The sequence below is a fragment of the Streptomyces sp. NBC_00996 genome, from assembly GCF_045162675.1.
Classification (GTDB): domain Bacteria; phylum Actinomycetota; class Actinomycetes; order Streptomycetales; family Streptomycetaceae; genus Streptomyces.
On the sequence record NZ_CP108723.1, the window covers coordinates 2424023 to 2438147 of the forward strand.

Annotated in this window: 19 protein-coding genes and 1 pseudogene; 10 read left to right on the top strand and 10 right to left on the bottom strand. The window is 68.0% G+C overall.

Annotated elements, in window-relative coordinates; translation table 11 throughout:
- Positions 1-75: 75 nt before the first annotated feature.
- From OG390_RS11535 to OG390_RS11555, 5 genes are all read left to right on the top strand, one after another.
- A complete protein-coding gene (locus OG390_RS11535; RefSeq protein WP_078952652.1) occupies positions 76-282 on the top strand; it encodes a hypothetical protein in 207 nt (68 codons plus the stop codon).
- Positions 266-790, top strand: coding sequence for a DUF6879 family protein (locus tag OG390_RS11540; protein ID WP_406167203.1), 525 nt, complete (start codon positions 266-268; stop codon positions 788-790). Before OG390_RS11535 ends, OG390_RS11540 begins: the two co-directional genes overlap by 17 nt.
- Positions 787-1620 (top strand): helix-turn-helix domain-containing protein, encoded by an 834-nt coding sequence (locus tag OG390_RS11545; RefSeq protein WP_406167205.1) that lies wholly within the window; start codon positions 787-789, stop codon positions 1618-1620. The genes OG390_RS11540 and OG390_RS11545 overlap by 4 nt, the downstream gene beginning before the upstream one ends.
- Positions 1621-1708: 88 nt before the next feature.
- Complete coding sequence (locus OG390_RS11550) at positions 1709-1912, top strand: hypothetical protein (protein WP_389646797.1); 204 nt, start codon at positions 1709-1711, stop codon at positions 1910-1912.
- Entirely contained in the window at positions 1912-2154 is a 243-nt protein-coding gene (locus tag OG390_RS11555; protein ID WP_406167207.1) for a hypothetical protein, read from the top strand. Before OG390_RS11550 ends, OG390_RS11555 begins: the two co-directional genes overlap by 1 nt.
- Positions 2155-2272: 118 nt before the next feature.
- Here the strand turns inward: OG390_RS11555 and OG390_RS11560 are convergent, their stop codons facing one another.
- Complete coding sequence (locus OG390_RS11560) at positions 2273-2950, bottom strand: recombinase family protein (RefSeq protein ID WP_406167209.1); 678 nt, start codon at positions 2948-2950, stop codon at positions 2273-2275.
- A 234-nt stretch (positions 2951-3184) separates the two neighbouring features.
- Here OG390_RS11560 and OG390_RS11565 point away from each other — a divergent pair, with 234 nt between their 5' ends.
- Positions 3185-3646, top strand: coding sequence for a DUF2199 domain-containing protein (locus tag OG390_RS11565; RefSeq protein ID WP_406177618.1), 462 nt, complete (start codon positions 3185-3187; stop codon positions 3644-3646).
- A gap of 1014 nt (positions 3647-4660) precedes the next feature.
- Here the strand turns inward: OG390_RS11565 and OG390_RS11570 are convergent.
- Together OG390_RS11570 and OG390_RS11575 are read right to left on the bottom strand one after the other, a co-directional pair.
- Positions 4661-5272 (bottom strand): DNA-3-methyladenine glycosylase, encoded by a 612-nt coding sequence (locus OG390_RS11570; RefSeq protein WP_406167211.1) that lies wholly within the window; start codon positions 5270-5272, stop codon positions 4661-4663.
- Positions 5273-5286: 14 nt separating this feature from the next.
- A pseudogene (locus OG390_RS11575) lies at positions 5287-5544 on the bottom strand (DNA-3-methyladenine glycosylase); the annotation flags it as partial.
- Positions 5545-5741: 197 nt separating this feature from the next.
- Here OG390_RS11575 and OG390_RS11580 point away from each other — a divergent pair.
- From OG390_RS11580 to OG390_RS11590, 3 genes are all read left to right on the top strand, one after another.
- Positions 5742-6527 (top strand): sporulation protein, encoded by a 786-nt coding sequence (locus tag OG390_RS11580; RefSeq protein ID WP_406167213.1) that lies wholly within the window; start codon positions 5742-5744, stop codon positions 6525-6527.
- Positions 6528-6567: 40 nt separating this feature from the next.
- On the top strand, positions 6568-7107 hold the full coding sequence (locus tag OG390_RS11585) for a YbhB/YbcL family Raf kinase inhibitor-like protein (RefSeq protein WP_406167214.1): 540 nt from the start codon (positions 6568-6570) through the stop codon (positions 7105-7107).
- Between the two features lie 158 nt (positions 7108-7265).
- Positions 7266-7772: an HNH endonuclease gene (locus OG390_RS11590; RefSeq protein ID WP_406167216.1), complete on the top strand. Its 507-nt coding sequence runs from the start codon at positions 7266-7268 to the stop codon at positions 7770-7772.
- A gap of 58 nt (positions 7773-7830) precedes the next feature.
- Here the strand turns inward: OG390_RS11590 and OG390_RS11595 are convergent, their stop codons facing one another.
- From OG390_RS11595 to OG390_RS11605, 3 genes are all read right to left on the bottom strand, one after another.
- Positions 7831-8766 (bottom strand): SPFH domain-containing protein, encoded by a 936-nt coding sequence (locus OG390_RS11595; RefSeq protein ID WP_399097459.1) that lies wholly within the window; start codon positions 8764-8766, stop codon positions 7831-7833.
- 130 nt (positions 8767-8896) lie between these two features.
- Positions 8897-9331, bottom strand: a complete 435-nt coding sequence (locus OG390_RS11600; protein ID WP_399097461.1) for an NfeD family protein — start codon at positions 9329-9331, stop codon at positions 8897-8899.
- Positions 9332-9452: 121 nt separating this feature from the next.
- Positions 9453-10244: an ABC transporter ATP-binding protein gene (locus tag OG390_RS11605; RefSeq protein ID WP_399097463.1), complete on the bottom strand. Its 792-nt coding sequence runs from the start codon at positions 10242-10244 to the stop codon at positions 9453-9455.
- A gap of 121 nt (positions 10245-10365) precedes the next feature.
- Between OG390_RS11605 and OG390_RS11610 the strand changes: the two genes are divergently transcribed.
- Positions 10366-11154 (top strand): hypothetical protein, encoded by a 789-nt coding sequence (locus OG390_RS11610; RefSeq protein ID WP_406167218.1) that lies wholly within the window; start codon positions 10366-10368, stop codon positions 11152-11154.
- A gap of 286 nt (positions 11155-11440) precedes the next feature.
- Here OG390_RS11610 and OG390_RS11615 read toward each other — a convergent pair whose 3' ends face one another.
- The 4 genes from OG390_RS11615 to OG390_RS11630 all read right to left on the bottom strand — a co-directional run bounded on the left by OG390_RS11615 (position 11441) and on the right by OG390_RS11630 (position 14108).
- Positions 11441-11680 carry a chaplin family protein gene (locus tag OG390_RS11615; protein WP_406167220.1) on the bottom strand — a complete coding sequence of 80 codons (240 nt, stop codon included), beginning with the start codon at positions 11678-11680 and terminating at the stop codon, positions 11441-11443.
- 197 nt (positions 11681-11877) lie between these two features.
- Positions 11878-12123 carry a chaplin gene (locus tag OG390_RS11620; protein WP_406167222.1) on the bottom strand — a complete coding sequence of 82 codons (246 nt, stop codon included), beginning with the start codon at positions 12121-12123 and terminating at the stop codon, positions 11878-11880.
- Between the two features lie 205 nt (positions 12124-12328).
- Positions 12329-12970, bottom strand: a complete 642-nt coding sequence (locus OG390_RS11625; protein WP_406167224.1) for a response regulator — start codon at positions 12968-12970, stop codon at positions 12329-12331.
- The gene (locus OG390_RS11630; protein WP_406167226.1) at positions 12963-14108 is read right to left on the bottom strand and encodes a GAF domain-containing sensor histidine kinase; all 1146 of its coding nucleotides are present in this window, start codon (positions 14106-14108) and stop codon (positions 12963-12965) included. Before OG390_RS11630 ends, OG390_RS11625 begins: the two co-directional genes overlap by 8 nt.
- Between the last annotated feature and the right edge of the window lie 17 nt (positions 14109-14125).

The window sequence follows — 14125 nt, forward strand, 5'->3', positions numbered from 1 at the left end:
ATGGACGGCCGCGAGCGGCCCCCGTACGGTCGTCTCGGGCGGCCCGTCCGGCTCGACAAGTCAAGGGGGTTCCGCATGGCACGCGAAGAACTGACTCGGCTCACTGGGAACGGCAACGGCACGTGCGGAGAGGATGACTGCCCGAACGTCTACCGCACCGCGTCCGGCTCCATCGTGGTTCAGGGCGACGTGTCCGACGTCTTCACTCCCCCGCAGGGGGAAGGGCTCGTGGAGATCCCCGAGAGCGTTCTTCGGGAGGCCGTTCGTGCTCTTGGATGGTGAGGAGTGGCGGGCGATGCTCCGAGGCTTCCAGTCGGAAGCGTGGCGGCTGGAGACCCTGCCCCAGTACCTCGTACCGCAGGAGGCGGAAGAACTCGAAGCCTTCCGGGCAGGCAAGCGCGTCGACCCGGACACCTACTCGTCGGCGTACACGGAAGACCTGAAGCAGCTGCGCGGCGAGGGGAGGAGCAAGGGGCGAGTGCACGTCCTGAATCGACCGCTATCCGAGTACCTGCGCTTCGAGTTCTCCCGGTACTACGCCCCGCACGTGCTCGCCGGGGAGGACATCCGCATCCTTGACGTGACCGAGCGAGAGAACCCGTTGCCGGATGTCGAGGACTTCTGGATGTTCGACCGCTCGACGGTCGTTCTCATGAAGTACGAGGACGACGGAACGCAGATCAGCCGGGAGCTGTACGAGGGTGACCCTGCGCCGTTCATCGAGTGGCAGCGCATCGCCGTTGCCGAGTCGGTTCCCTTCCTGGAGTACGCGGAGCGCGTGACGGAGTGACGTTCGAAGCTGAGCAGCTTGGCGAGTCTGGTACCGAACTCGCCTCCCTGCTTCGGTACTTGCGCAAGCGAGCCGGCCTCTCAGGGGACCGGCTCGCAGCGCGCTGCAACATGTCCCAGTCGAAGGTGTCTCGCATCGAGAACGGCCGGACACGGCCGTCCCTGGTCGACGTCGAGCAGATCTTGCGAGCGCTGGACGCTCCGCCGGAACTGGTCGCCGAGGTCTCCACCCTCGCCAGGATGGCGAACACCGAGTGGCGGAACCTTCGAGAGCTTCGGCGCAAGGGGCTCGGTACGAGACAGGCCGAGCTGAAGTCGCTCGAAGCGTCCTCTACGCACATGCGTTACTTCCTGCTCTCGATGGTTACCGGGCTGCTCGCAACACCGGAGTACGTACGGGCGAGCCTGGCCCACTCGACGGCCGACACGAGCCAGGCGGTAGCGGGGAAGCTGGGACGGCAAGCCGTCCTCTACGACGCCTCGAAGCGGTTCGCGTTCGTTCTGACCGAGCAGGCGGTTCGCTGGCCGGTCGTCTCCCCGCTGGCGCTGGCCGAGCAGATGGACCGGCTGGCGTCCCTGTCCTACCTCCCGAACGTTCAGATCGGGGTGATCCCCGTAGGGGCACCGACGCCCCGAACTCCTCTGAGTACGTTCACCGTCTACGACGCCGCGTTGGTCACCATCGAGACGACGGCGGGAAGTCTCGTACTCCGCGACGGCCGAGATGTTCAGTCGTACCTGAAGGAGTTCGCCGGGTACGAGGAACACGCCCTCTTCGGCGAAGACCTTCGGGCACGGCTCGCCGAGTGGTCCGCCGCTTGCCGTGCATGACTTCAGTCGACTACGCGACTGAAGCGCCATTCCGTGCGCACCCTGGGGGATCATCCTTCGGCAGGCGAACAGTCGGGAGGTCGCACGGATGAGCACACCCAAGACGACGATGGCAGGGCCGGTGAACCTGACCCTTCCGGAGGGAGACCCGGACCCCGTCGCGGGATGTCGGCAGTGCCTCGGCGTCGCCGTGACCCGAGCCAACGCCCGATCGGTCGGCGACTACTCGAAGGCGACGGACGCGAACGTCGTGCTCCGCACGCACCTCCGGGAAGACCACGGGGCCGAGTGATGTCGCGCGCGGTCCTGCGGTTCGTGACGCACCGAATCTCGCAGCATCCGGACACGGACGTGACCTATGAGGCGGAGTGCCTGCACTGCAAGTGGAAGGCGGAGCCATCGACGGACAGTGCGGCGGTCGACGTCGAGTGCATGAGTCACACCGGCCTCAGCAACCATCGTGGCTTCCGGCGGATGTGTACGTCGTTCGCCATGGTGGTGCGGGCCGAGCCGGACAGAACCCCGGCGCACTGAGGGACGGCGAGCAACACAGACCGGAGGTGCGCTGGAAGGGGCGTGCAGCGTGAGCGACACGCGCCCCTGTGCTGGCCCCTGTGCTGGCCCCGTGGTCGGGCAGGGGGCCAGCATCGTGTCAGCCGTCAGACGGCGTCAGGCGCCCATGCACGACAGCGGCCCCCGGCGTTGAGCCGAGGGCCTGGCTGGATTCCTGTGCGCCTGCCTCAGGCGCTCTCTCTCCGAGGTGCCGGTACAACGTGGCACGGGAGACACCGAGGGCCTTAGCGATGGCGCTCACGCTCTCGCCCTTCGCCTTCCTCGCACGGGCCACGGTCAGTACATCCTCATCGACCACGGACGGCCGTCCGCCGGTACGCCCCTGAGCCCTGGCCGCATCAAGTCCGGCGCGGGTGCGCTCCTTGATGAGGCTGCGCTCAAACTCGGCCATGGCTCCGACTACCTGAAGCATGAGACGGCCGTCCGCCGTACCGGGGTCGATGTTGGCCAGTGCGCCCGTGAGCACCTTGAACCCGATGCCCTGCTCTCGAAGGGTGTCGACCATCGTCACAAGGTCGATGAGGGAACGGGCGAAGCGGTCGAGCTTCCACACGCACAGGGTGTCTCCAGCACGGGCGTAGTCGAGTGCGGCCCGCAGCTCTGCTCGGTCGGTGTTCTTGCCCGATGCCTTGTCCTCGAAGATCCGGGCGCAGCCTGCGGCCGTCAGTGCGTCGCGCTGGAGCTGTGCTTCCTGGTCGTCGGCGGAGACGCGGGCGTAACCGATGAGCTGCCCCGTGGGAGTGATGATCTCTGCCATGGCGAGACCGTCTCAGAACTCGTCTCAAAAGATCAAGCCTGAGGCGAGGGTTTCGAGACGGGTCTTGAACAGCGCTGCGCCCATTCCTGGGGGCTTCCCGTCTCATCTCACAAACCTTGGTTTTTGAGACCCTGTCTCGTCGTTACGCTTCGCAGCGAAGCTAGGCTCCCGCGCATGGCCAACGATCTCGGTTACACCTGTTCATGCTGCGGCGAGTACCACGCGGAACTTCCGATGGGCTACAGCGCCACGGCCCCCGATGTCTGGGACGCGAGCTTCGAAGGCCGATCTGACAGCCTGCTCTCATCAGACCAGTGCGTCATCAAGGCCCAGCACTACTTCATCAAGGGCTTGATCGAGATACCCGTCATCGGCAGTGACGAGGTGTTCTCGTGGGGAGTCTGGGTTTCCCTCAGCCGAGACAACTTCTCCCGAGCCGTGGACATGTGGAACACGCTCGGCCGCGAAGACGAGAAGCCGTACTTCGGCTGGCTGACTACCGAGCTGCCGATCTACTCGCCCGGCACCACCAACCTGAAGACGAACGCTCACACGCGCCCGGTCGGCCAGCGCCCCTTCATCGAGCTCGAACCCACCGATCATCCCCTCGCGGTCGAGCAGCGCACAGGCATCGGTCTCGACCGCGTCCGTGAGATCGCCGAAGCCGTCCTCCATGGCAACGGCGAGGACCGCTGACCGAGACGGCTGAGCACCTCGACGGCGAAGGGGGGATGACCCCCTGAGCACAACGAGGCGGACCGCCATGTCTTGGCAGCCAAGATTCCGCCACGGTTTCAGGGTCTGTCTGTCCTGCCCGCCGACTGCCACGGCGGAACGTATGACCTGGTCACAGCCTTGCCCTGACTCGCTCACGAAGGCGGAAGCCTGCAAGGAACAGGTCCTTACAGCTGAGACAGTGGGGCGCGGTAGCGCCCCCACGGGTCTTGCTGGCTTGCTCCTGTCGGCCCCTTCCGGGGCAGCACTGTTGTTAAGCGCTGCGACTGTGGCGGCCGGTAGGCCGCCCACTGCCGCTTCTCTCTTCGCCGTTGCCCTGCCCCTGTGGGGCGCTGCCGCGCCCCCTGCTTCCCTTGCCGCTGGTCCTCGTGGCCTTCCCCAGTTGGCCCCGATAGGGGCCGTGCTGCACTGGAGCCAAATAGATAAGAGAGCGTGCGAACGTTTCCGCAGGTTGCGCGCCATGTCGCTACACGCCAGACGTGCTCTAAGTACACGTCCGGCATGTAGTCAGCGGTCCTGATGGAGGAGGCAAGGAACCGGCGCACCCTTGCCCTTCTGGAACAGGTGGGAAGGAAGGACGAGACAGGCGGCCCCGGAACGGGGCGATACAAGGTCCAGTTTCTTAGCGCGGGCCACCGCGTTGCGGGTGCTCTGGTCGGACAGCGGCTTCCCTCCTTGCCCAGCAGCGCGGCCAGCCGGCCGGGCCCGAAGCCTGCATGTCCTTGCCGGTCTGCCCATCCGATGGCGGCGAAGTGGACGCGGTAGGTGAGCGGGTGTCCGGGGTGCTGCGCCATGCCCCGGTACTCGTGCTGGGAGACACCGCCCCACGGGCGGTCATGGCCGAAGCTGATAGCCACCGAGTGTGGCCTTCCTGTGAGGCGCACGCGGATGCGCCACCGACCCCCGCCGGACGGCGGGACATGTCCTAACTCCACACCGACTCGCCCGCGAGCCGCGAGCAAGGCGCACAGCGGCTCAGGATCCGGCGGGCGGCTTGGCTCTCGGGCTCAGTCGGTACGCCGACACCGTTGGATCACCGGCGAGGTAGAACCGGTGTTGCCAGTCGTGGGCCTTGCTCACGCCTACCCGAGGACCAACCTGGATGAGCGTGGCAGGTACCGACTCGCCCTCGGACAACACGACCGAGGTACCTGTCAGGAGGTCTGCGCCGTTGTGCTCTGCCGTGATGCCGAGCGCCTGGCAGAAGTTCCCCGGACCCCGTGCAAGGCGTGGGCTCTCGACCCTCTCCCCTCGTCGCTTGCGTGCCAGGTCTTCCCCCTCGATGACCCTGCCGGCCCGGATGAGGACGGCCGAAGCGATGCCGTCCGTCCCGGTGACGACGTTGGCGCACCAGTGGAGACCGTGGGACCGGTAGACGTACAGGTGTCCTGCGGGTCCGAACATGACGGCGTTACGGGGTGTCTGGCCTCGGTAGGCATGGGAAGCTGGGTCAGCCGTACCGGAGTACGCCTCGGTCTCCGTGATCGCGATGCTCACGGTTCCCTCGGGGGTCTTGCAGGTGAGGACGCTCCCGAGGAGCTTGGGGGCGACCTCTTCGGCAGGATGGGCGAGGAGGTCAACGTTCATGCTGACCGCCTTGGCATGCCGTAGGTGAAGTAGACGTACACGTGGCCGGGCGGACCGAACATCACGTCGTTGCGGGGCGTGCGGCCGCGATAGGCGTGGGAGCCGGGGTCGTTCGGGCCGTCGTACGCCTCGACCTCTGTGATGCGGAGTTCGATCGGACCGTCCGGGGTGGTGTGTACGAGGATGCGCCCCAGGAGGTCGGGGGCGACGTCCAGTACGGGGCGGTCGAAGAACTCGCGTGTGAGGGGCGTACGGTCAGGGGCCGCGATCATGGCGTACGAGCGTAGTCCACCGGTCCGGAGTAGTCCTGAGTAGTCCGGACGGACGCTTGTCGATGGGGTGGCCAGGGGTCCTCTCTCTTGGAAGGGTGAGGACGCGGAACCGGCCGCGGTCGGATCGCGTTTGTAGGGATCAAGGAATACAGACGGACACGGCAGAGGGAACAGGCGTTGCCTGGGGAGGAAGTGACATGGGGTTCAAGCGGCTGCTTGCGAGCATGGGGGCCGGCGGGGCTTCGGTCGAGACGGTGCTGACGGAGGTCAACACCGTTCCGGGCGGCGTCGTACAGGGTGAGGTACGGATCCAGGGCGGGTCGGTGAACCAGGCGATCGAGGGTCTGTCGGTCGGTCTGCAGGCCAAGGTCGAGGTCGAGGGCCACGACGACCAGGAGTACAAGCAGGACATCGAGTTCACCAAGCTGCGGCTCGGTGGCGCCTTCGAGCTGCAGGCGGGCGCGGTGCACGCGGTGCCGTTCGGTCTGGAGATCCCCTGGGAGACGCCGATCACCATGATCGACGGGCAGAGCCTGCGCGGGATGCACATCGGTGTGACCACGGAACTGGAGATCGCGCGCGCTCTGGACTCCGGCGACCTGGACCCGATCAATGTGCACCCGCTGCCGGCACAGAAGGCGATCCTGGACGCCTTCATTCAGCTGGGCTTCCGCTTCAAGAACGCGGACATGGAGCGCGGTCACATCCGTGGTACGCGGCAGAAGCTGCCGTTCTACCAGGAGATCGAGTTCTTCCCGCCGTCGCAGTACCGCGGGCTGAACCAGGTGGAGCTGAGCTTCGTCGCGGACGACCGCGTGATGGACGTCGTCCTGGAGATGGACAAGAAGCCGGGCCTCTTCAGTGAGGGCAGCGACTCGTACCGGTCCTTCCAGGTGGGGCTGCACGACTACCAGGGCACGGACTGGGCCGCGTACCTGAATCAGTGGCTGTCGGAAGTCGGCAGCAAGCGCAGCTGGTTCTAGGCTACGGACGCAGGTAGTCGGCCGAATCGGAGGTTGAGACGTGACCGAGGCGAAGAGGGCCCCGCTTCCCCATGACTTCCATCCGCCGGTGCCGTCGTTCACCGTGGTGAGCGACGACATCGCGCCGGGTGCGGTACTGGCGGACGCTCAGGTGTATGCGGCGGGCAACACGTCGCCGCAGCTGCGCTGGGAGGGCTTCCCGGCCGGGACGAAGAGCTTCGCCGTGACGTGCTTCGATCCGGATGCCCCGACGGGCAGCGGGTTCTGGCACTGGGTGCTCTTCGACATCCCGGTGTCCGTCACGGAACTGCCGACGGCTGCGGGCAGCGGCAAGTTCGAGGGGCTTCCCGAGCACGCCGTGCATGTCCGCAACGACTACGGGTCGAAGGACTTCGGCGGGGCGGCGCCGCCGCCGGGGGACGGACCGCACCGGTACGTCTTCACGGTGTACGCCGTCGACAAGGAGAAGCTGGGGCCGGACTCCGAGGTGTCACCCGCCGTCGTGGGCTTCAACCTGCGGTTCCACACACTGGCGCGTGCCCAGTTGATCGGCGAGTACGAGAATCCGTCGAAGAGCTGAGCCAGCCAAGCGTTCACTGAACGTTTGCCCGCCTCTGGTCTTGGAAGTGATCAGAGGCGGGCATTTTTTATTGCGTTGTCCATCTCGGCGCGCCCGGCCAGAGTTGATCCAAGCCCGTCCGCCAGGGGGTGGGCCGGTGCACACGGGAGGTGGGCTGGATGCGGGACACGCTGGTACTGAACGCGAGCTTTGAGCCGCTGTCGACGGTGACGTTGAACCGAGCCGTCGTTCTGGTGCTGCAGGACAAGGCCGTCGTGGAGCAGGCCCACCCCGAACTCCGTATGCGCGGAGCAGCGCTCGACATACCCGTGCCCCGGGTGATCAGGCTCTGCCGCTACGTCCGGGTGCCGTTCCGAAGACAAGCGCCGTGGTCGCGCCGCGGTGTGCTGGTACGCGACCGGCACAGGTGCGCGTACTGCGGTCGGCGCGCCACGACTGTGGACCACGTGGTGCCGCGAGCGCAGGGCGGCCAGGACTCCTGGCTGAACACGGTCGCCTCGTGCGCGGAGGACAACCATCGCAAGGCCGCTCGTACGCCGGAGCAGGCGGGTATGCCGCTGCTGCGGAAGCCCTTCGAGCCGACGCCCGCCGACGCGATGCTGCTCGCGCTCGGCCAGGACGACTTCGACTCGCTGCCGGAGTGGTTGGCACAGCCCGCGGCCTAGCTCGTACGACGATGGGGCCCACCTCCTTGGAGAGGTGGGCCCCATCGTCGTGCAACGGTCAGTCGGTGACGGACGGCTTCTCGCGGCGCTCGGTGCCGCCGTTGCCCGAACCGCCGCCCATGGAGCCGAAGTTGCCCATGGCGCCGCTCAGGCCCTTGAGGGCGTCGCCGATCTCGCTGGGCACGATCCAGAGCTTGTTGGCGTCGCCCTCGGCGATCTTGGGGAGCATCTGGAGGTACTGGTAGGAGAGCAGCTTCTGGTCCGGGTCACCGGCGTGGATGGCCTCGAAGACCGTACGGACGGCCTGGGCCTCGCCCTCGGCGCGCAGGGCGGCTGCCTTCGCCTCACCTTCGGCGCGCAGGATCGCGGACTGCTTCTCACCCTCGGCGGTGAGGATCTGCGACTGGCGGATACCTTCGGCGGTGAGGATCGCGGCACGCTTGTCACGGTCGGCGCGCATCTGCTTCTCCATCGAGTCCTGGATGGAGGTGGGCGGCTCGATCGCCTTGAGCTCAACGCGGTTGACGCGGATGCCCCACTTTCCGGTGGCCTCGTCGAGGACGCCGCGCAGGGCCGCGTTGATCTCCTCGCGGGAGGTGAGGGTGCGCTCCAGGTCCATGCCACCGATGATGTTGCGCAGTGTGGTGACGGTGAGCTGCTCGATCGCCTGGATGTAGCTCGCGACCTCGTACGTGGCGGCTCGGGCGTCGGTCACCTGGTAGTAGATGACCGTGTCGATGTTGACGACCAGGTTGTCCTGGGTGATCACCGGCTGCGGCGGAAAGGGCACGACCTGTTCGCGCAGGTCGATGCGGTTGCGGATGGAGTCGATGAACGGCACGACGATGTTCAGGCCGGCGTTCAGAGTGCGCGTGTAGCGTCCGAAGCGCTCGACGATGGCGGCGCTGGCCTGTGGGATGACCTGGATGGTCTTGATCAGGGCGATGAAGACCAACACCACCAGAATGATCAGGACGATGATGATCGGTTCCATCGTTGCTCCCCGTACCCTTCTCCGCTCGGTAATTCCGGAAGATCTTACGGTTGTTGAAGATCTTGCTGGACGAGTCTGACAGACCGTCGTCTGCCACGTGGGGCGTTCGGTTCACTTGCGTCGTACGAGGTCACATGACGATCGCCGTGGCCCCGTCGATGTCCACGACGTCCACTTCTTGGCCTACCTCGTAGGCCTGCCCGGCGTCGAGGGCACGTGCCGACCAGATCTCTCCGCCGAGTTTGATCCGGCCGCCGCCCGAACTGTCCACCCGTTCCAGGACGATGGCCTGCTTGCCCTTCAACGCCTCCACACCTGTGGCGAGTTGGGGGCGCTGGGCGCGGTGCCGGGCCGCAATGGGTCGTACGACGGCGATGAGCGCAACCGAGACGACGGCGAAGACGAGCACTTGAAGAACGACACCGGCGCCGAGACCAGCGGAGACCGCGGCGGCGACGGCGCCCACGGCGAGCATGCCGAACTCAGGCATCGCGGTCACGACGAGCGGGATGCCGAGCCCGGCCGCCGCAACCAACCACCACACCCACGCGTTGATGTCGTTCACATGGTCATGGTAGGACCGCACTCCTCTGGCGGACAGGGCGCGCGATCAACTGGGACACGCCCGGTCCGCGGCGCGGGTCCGGGCGCTCCGGGGTTCACAACGGGTCCGGGCTCTTGGGCGTTCAGGCCATCGGCAGGCCCTGCGCGGTCCAGCGCTCGCCGACCTGCTCCACGACGAGAGGAAGGCCGAAGCAGAGGGAGAGGTTGCGCGAGGTGAGTTCGAGCTCCAGCGGGCCCGCGGCCAGCACCTTGCCCTGACGGATCATCAGGACGTGGGTGAAGCCGGGGGCGATCTCCTCGACGTGGTGCGTGACCATGATCATGGAGGGTGCGATCGGGTCGCGGGCGAGGCGGCCGAGGCGACGGACGAGGTCCTCGCGCCCGCCGAGGTCGAGGCCCGCGGCGGGCTCGTCGAGCAGGAGCAGCTCGGGGTCGGTCATCAGGGCGCGGGCGATCAGGGTGCGCTTGCGCTCGCCCTCGGAGAGGGTGCCGAACTTGCGGTCCAGGTAGTCGCTCATGCCGAGGCGGTCGAGGAAGGCGCGGGCGCGCTGCTCGTCGACGTCCTCGTAGTCCTCGTGCCAGCCGGCGGTCATGCCGTACGCGGCGGTGAGCACGGTCTGCAGGACGGTCTGGCGCTTGGGGAGCTTCTCTGCCATCGCGATGCCGGCGATCCCGATGCGCGGGCGCAGCTCGAAGACGTCGACCTTGCCGAGGGTCTCGCCGAGGATGGTGGCGGTGCCCTGGCTGGGGAAGAGGTAGCTGGAGGCGACGTTCAGAAGGGTCGTTTTTCCGGCACCGTTGGGGCCGAGGATGACCCAGCGCTCCCCCTCCTTGACCGACCAGGAGACCTGGTCCACCAGAGCCCGGCCCTCGCGGACCACGGATACGTCCTCCAGCTCCAGTACATCGCTCATGAGCGCGTTGTCTCCCATTGCAGTCTCGGCCGTCGCTTACGTCTGTGGACGCAGCCCCCAGGGAAAACCTACGCCACCGGTCGGTCGCTCCATTCCATCGGCCGGTCCTTAGGGTGGGGGCATGCTCTCGGAACCACGCTCTGGACGGTTGGCCGCATGGGGAAATGTCCTTTTGGCCGGACTTGTTTCGCCGGATGACGCAGTGCTCGCCATTGTCGGCGAGGACGCGGTACACCGGGTCGAGGGGCTGCCGGGCGAGTCGGGGCCCGTGGGGCTCACGCTCGCCCTCGGCCGGCTGCGCGCGCTCGGCGTGACCGGGCTGCGGGTCGCGCTGCCCGCGCCGGGGCATCCGCTAGGGCTGAGCGGGCCGCCGGAATTCAACGCGCGCGCCCTCGAAGCCGAGGAGGCCGCCGTCTGTCATGGCGCTGCGCTGGGCCTGGTGCCGGAGGTGTACGAGGCGGGGCCTGACGGCGATGTGCACGTGGAGGTCATCTGGCACTGTCTGCCGGTGCGGCAGGCACCGCCCGCCGATGTGCCCTCCCTGGGGGAGGCCGAGCGGGAGCTGGCGGAGGCGTTGCGCGAGGCGACGGAGGTGTTGTCGCGGCTGGACGTGGCGGGGTCGGGGCCGGTTGCCGCGGCGGCGATCGATGCGTATCGGGCTCGGGCGGAGCCGGGGCGGGAGGTTCTCGCTCCCGGGTATCCGCCTCGGGCCGTGCGCGTGCTGGAGCTTGCTCAGCGGGTGGGGTTGCTGATCTCCGTCGCGTACGAGAACGGGCACGGTGGGGCGGTGAGCGCGTCGGAGATGGCGGCTCGGGCGGAGGCCCTGCGGCCGGTGGAGCGGACGGCTCGGCGGGCGCAGGTGGCTGCGTACAACGCGTTTGTGGAGGAGCGGGAGCGGGGGGTTCGCTGAGCAGGGTTCCTGCTGCCCCGGGTGGGGGCTGAGGTCGGGGCGGATGCGTGTACCCGCGCTTGCCGGGTGCCGCCCTCTCGGGGAGAGGCCTAGCGGCACGCATGCCCACAGCCACGCCGCTGCGGCCGCACCCGGCGCCCGCCTCACCCCACGCCGCTGCGGCTGGGCCGACGCCCTCGCAGCACACAGGCCCACAGCCAGACCGCTGCGGGGGCCGCCGTGCGGACGACGAGGAAAGGCCCCGCGAAGTGTTTCCTTCGCGGGGCCCCCTTGCAGCTGGTGCGGGTCAGTTGTTGGCAGCCACGTTGCCGAAGGCCGGGTTCAGAAGGCCGATGACGTTGGCGCTGTTGCCCACGACGTTGACGGGGACGTGGACCGGGACCTGGACGACGTTGCCCGAGGCGACGCCCGGGGACGACACCGCCGCGCCCTCGGCACCCGAGTGGGCAACGGCGGCGCCGGCGGAAGCGCCCGCGGCGATACCGGCGACGGTGACGGCCAGGGCGGCCTTCTTGGCGATGTTCATGGGAAGCGTTCCTCCTGCGTGTACGGGTCCGACCCGGCCGCGGGTCGTACGCTGAGCAACGCTGACGAGATAACTGACGGCACGGGATGCCGTCCCGAAAGGCCCGTTCGGTTCAGTCGGGCGATGAGACGACAACCTGACCGGCCTCCCAGGGGACCCCTGGAAGGCCGGTGGTCATGATGGTTCCGGTACAGAACTCAGCCGTTGACGCCGAGGTTGCCGAAGGCCGGGTTGAGAACGCCGATGACGTTCACGCTGTTCCCTACCGCGTTCACGGGGACGTGCACCGGGGCCTGGATGAGGTTGCCCGAGACAACGCCCGGCGAGCCCTCGGCGCTGCCGCCCGCCCACGCGCCGTTGGTGGCGGAGGCCATACCGGCACCGGCGGCGACCAGGCCACCCGCCACCATCGCGACAGCAGTGGCCTTCTTCAGGTTCTTCACTTCGAAACCCCTCCTTGCGATCACTGCGGCAAGTCGCCGCAGCACGCATTGGAGAACGGGCGAGATCCACAGAAGGTGCGCCATCCGGGGGACATACACCCGACGGTATGAATCTCATCCCGGAGTGGAACCCTCCGAATTGCCGCGCGCCGACATGCCCGGAGGAGTGCGCCAGAGCGCGGATCCGCCGCGTATCCGCTGGTGATCAGCCCGCCGCTCCATGCCGTACGGCCCAGAGCGCGGCTTGGGTCCGGTCGGCGAGGTCGAGTTTCATCAGGATGTTCGAAACATGCGTCTTGACGGTCTTCTCGGAGAGGACGAGTGAGCGGGCGATCTCGCGGTTGGAGCGGCCGTCCGCGATCAGGCCGAGCACCTCGCGCTCCCGCTCGGTGAGCGAACCACCCCTCCCTTGACCCGAGTTGGCCTCCTCCTGGGACAGCAGCGCGCCCGCGACCTCGGGCTGCAGCAGGATGTGCCCGGCGTGCACGGAGCGGATGGCGCCGGCCAGGGCGTCGGGGTCCACGTCCTTGTACACATACCCGGCGGCGCCCGCGCGCAGGGCCGGGACGACCGTGCGCTGCTCGGTGAAGCTGGTGACGATCAGCACGCGCGCGGGGTTGGCGAGTTCGCGGAGCTTGCGCAGCGCGTCGATGCCGTCCATGCCCGGCATCTTGACGTCCATGAGGACGACGTCGGGCTTCAACTCCTCGGCGCGGGCGACTCCTTCGGCGCCGTCGGACGCCTCTCCCACGACCTCGATGTCGTCCTGAACTTCGAGGAAGGTGCGCAGGCCCCGGCGGACCACTTGATGGTCGTCGACGAGCAGCACCTTGATCGCGTCAGCCACCAGGGACCTCCATCTCTATCGTGGTGCCCTTGTCGGGCGCCGATTCCACGGTGAGTGTGCCGCCGACTCCGCTCGCCCGGTCGCGCATCGACACGAGCCCGAGGTGGCGGCCCGCGCTGCGTATCGCGGTGGGTTCGAAGCCGCTGCCGTCGTCGGTGACGCGCAGCACGGCGCCCGGTCCACGCTTTTCCAGGGTCACGTCGACCTGGGCGGCGCCGGAGTGCCGCAGCGCGTTGTGCAGGGCCTCCTGAGCGACGCGCAGCATCGCCTCCTCCTGGGTGGCGGGCAGCGCCCGTACCCCGCGGCCGGCGAAGGTGACGCGCGCGGAGTGGGCGCGGTCGAGGACCTGGATGTGGGTGCGCAAGGTGGCGACCAGGCCGTCCTCGTCGAGGGCGGCGGGGCGCAACTCGACTACGGCCGCGCGCAGTTCGTCGGCGGCCTCCGCGGCGAGCGCCGCCACCTGCTGGAGTTCGCCCTTGGCGCGCGACGGGTCGCGGTCGACGAGGGCGGCGGCGGCCTGCGCGGTGAGACGCAGGGAGAACAGCTTCTGGCTGACCGCGTCGTGGAGTTCATGGGCGAGCCGGGAGCGCTCCTCGGCAATGGTGAGCTCGCGGCTGCGCTCGTACAGGCGGGCATTCGTCAGGGCGATCGCGGCGTGCTGGGCGAGGATCGTGAGCAGTTCCTCGTCGTCCTCGGTGAAGCCGCACCTGCCGTCCACTTTGGGGCAGTTCTTGTTCGCAAGGAACAGTGCGCCGATGACCTCGTCGCCGTCGCGGATCGGCAGGCCCAGGAAGTCGGACATGTCGGGGTGAGCCGAGGGCCAGCCTTCGAAACGGGGGTCCTTGCGTACGTCGGCCAGGCGCTCGGGACGGGCCTCGTGCAGCATCGCGGCGAGGATGCCGTGCTGGCGCGGGAGCGGGCCGATGGCCTTCCACTGGGCGTCGCTGACGCCGTCGACGACGAACTGGGCGAAGCCGCCGTGGTCGTCGGGCACGCCGAGGGCCGCGTACTGCGCGTCGAGCAGCTCTCGGGCGGAGGCGACGATCGTCTTGAGGACGTCGCGCACTTCGAGATGCCTACTCATGGCCAGCAGCGCGGAACTCACCGCGTACAGGCCCGACCGGGGTCCTTGGCTCATGACCCCAAAGTACCGGC

Coding starts and splice junctions, on each gene's coding strand:
- OG390_RS11560 (WP_406167209.1), bottom strand. CDS start 2,950: ATGGCAGAGATCATCACTCCCACGGGGCAGCTCATCGGTTACGCCCGC.
- OG390_RS11550 (WP_389646797.1), top strand. CDS start 1,709: ATGAGCACACCCAAGACGACGATGGCAGGGCCGGTGAACCTGACCCTT.
- OG390_RS11615 (WP_406167220.1), bottom strand. CDS start 11,680: ATGAACATCGCCAAGAAGGCCGCCCTGGCCGTCACCGTCGCCGGTATC.
- OG390_RS11595 (WP_399097459.1), bottom strand. CDS start 8,766: ATGGAACCGATCATCATCGTCCTGATCATTCTGGTGGTGTTGGTCTTC.
- OG390_RS11590 (WP_406167216.1), top strand. CDS start 7,266: ATGCGGGACACGCTGGTACTGAACGCGAGCTTTGAGCCGCTGTCGACG.
- OG390_RS11610 (WP_406167218.1), top strand. CDS start 10,366: ATGCTCTCGGAACCACGCTCTGGACGGTTGGCCGCATGGGGAAATGTC.
- OG390_RS11605 (WP_399097463.1), bottom strand. CDS start 10,244: ATGAGCGATGTACTGGAGCTGGAGGACGTATCCGTGGTCCGCGAGGGC.
- OG390_RS11555 (WP_406167207.1), top strand. CDS start 1,912: ATGTCGCGCGCGGTCCTGCGGTTCGTGACGCACCGAATCTCGCAGCAT.
- OG390_RS11535 (WP_078952652.1), top strand. CDS start 76: ATGGCACGCGAAGAACTGACTCGGCTCACTGGGAACGGCAACGGCACG.
- OG390_RS11580 (WP_406167213.1), top strand. CDS start 5,742: ATGGGGTTCAAGCGGCTGCTTGCGAGCATGGGGGCCGGCGGGGCTTCG.
- OG390_RS11565 (WP_406177618.1), top strand. CDS start 3,185: ATGGGCTACAGCGCCACGGCCCCCGATGTCTGGGACGCGAGCTTCGAA.
- OG390_RS11570 (WP_406167211.1), bottom strand. CDS start 5,272: ATGAACGTTGACCTCCTCGCCCATCCTGCCGAAGAGGTCGCCCCCAAG.
- OG390_RS11630 (WP_406167226.1), bottom strand. CDS start 14,108: ATGAGCCAAGGACCCCGGTCGGGCCTGTACGCGGTGAGTTCCGCGCTG.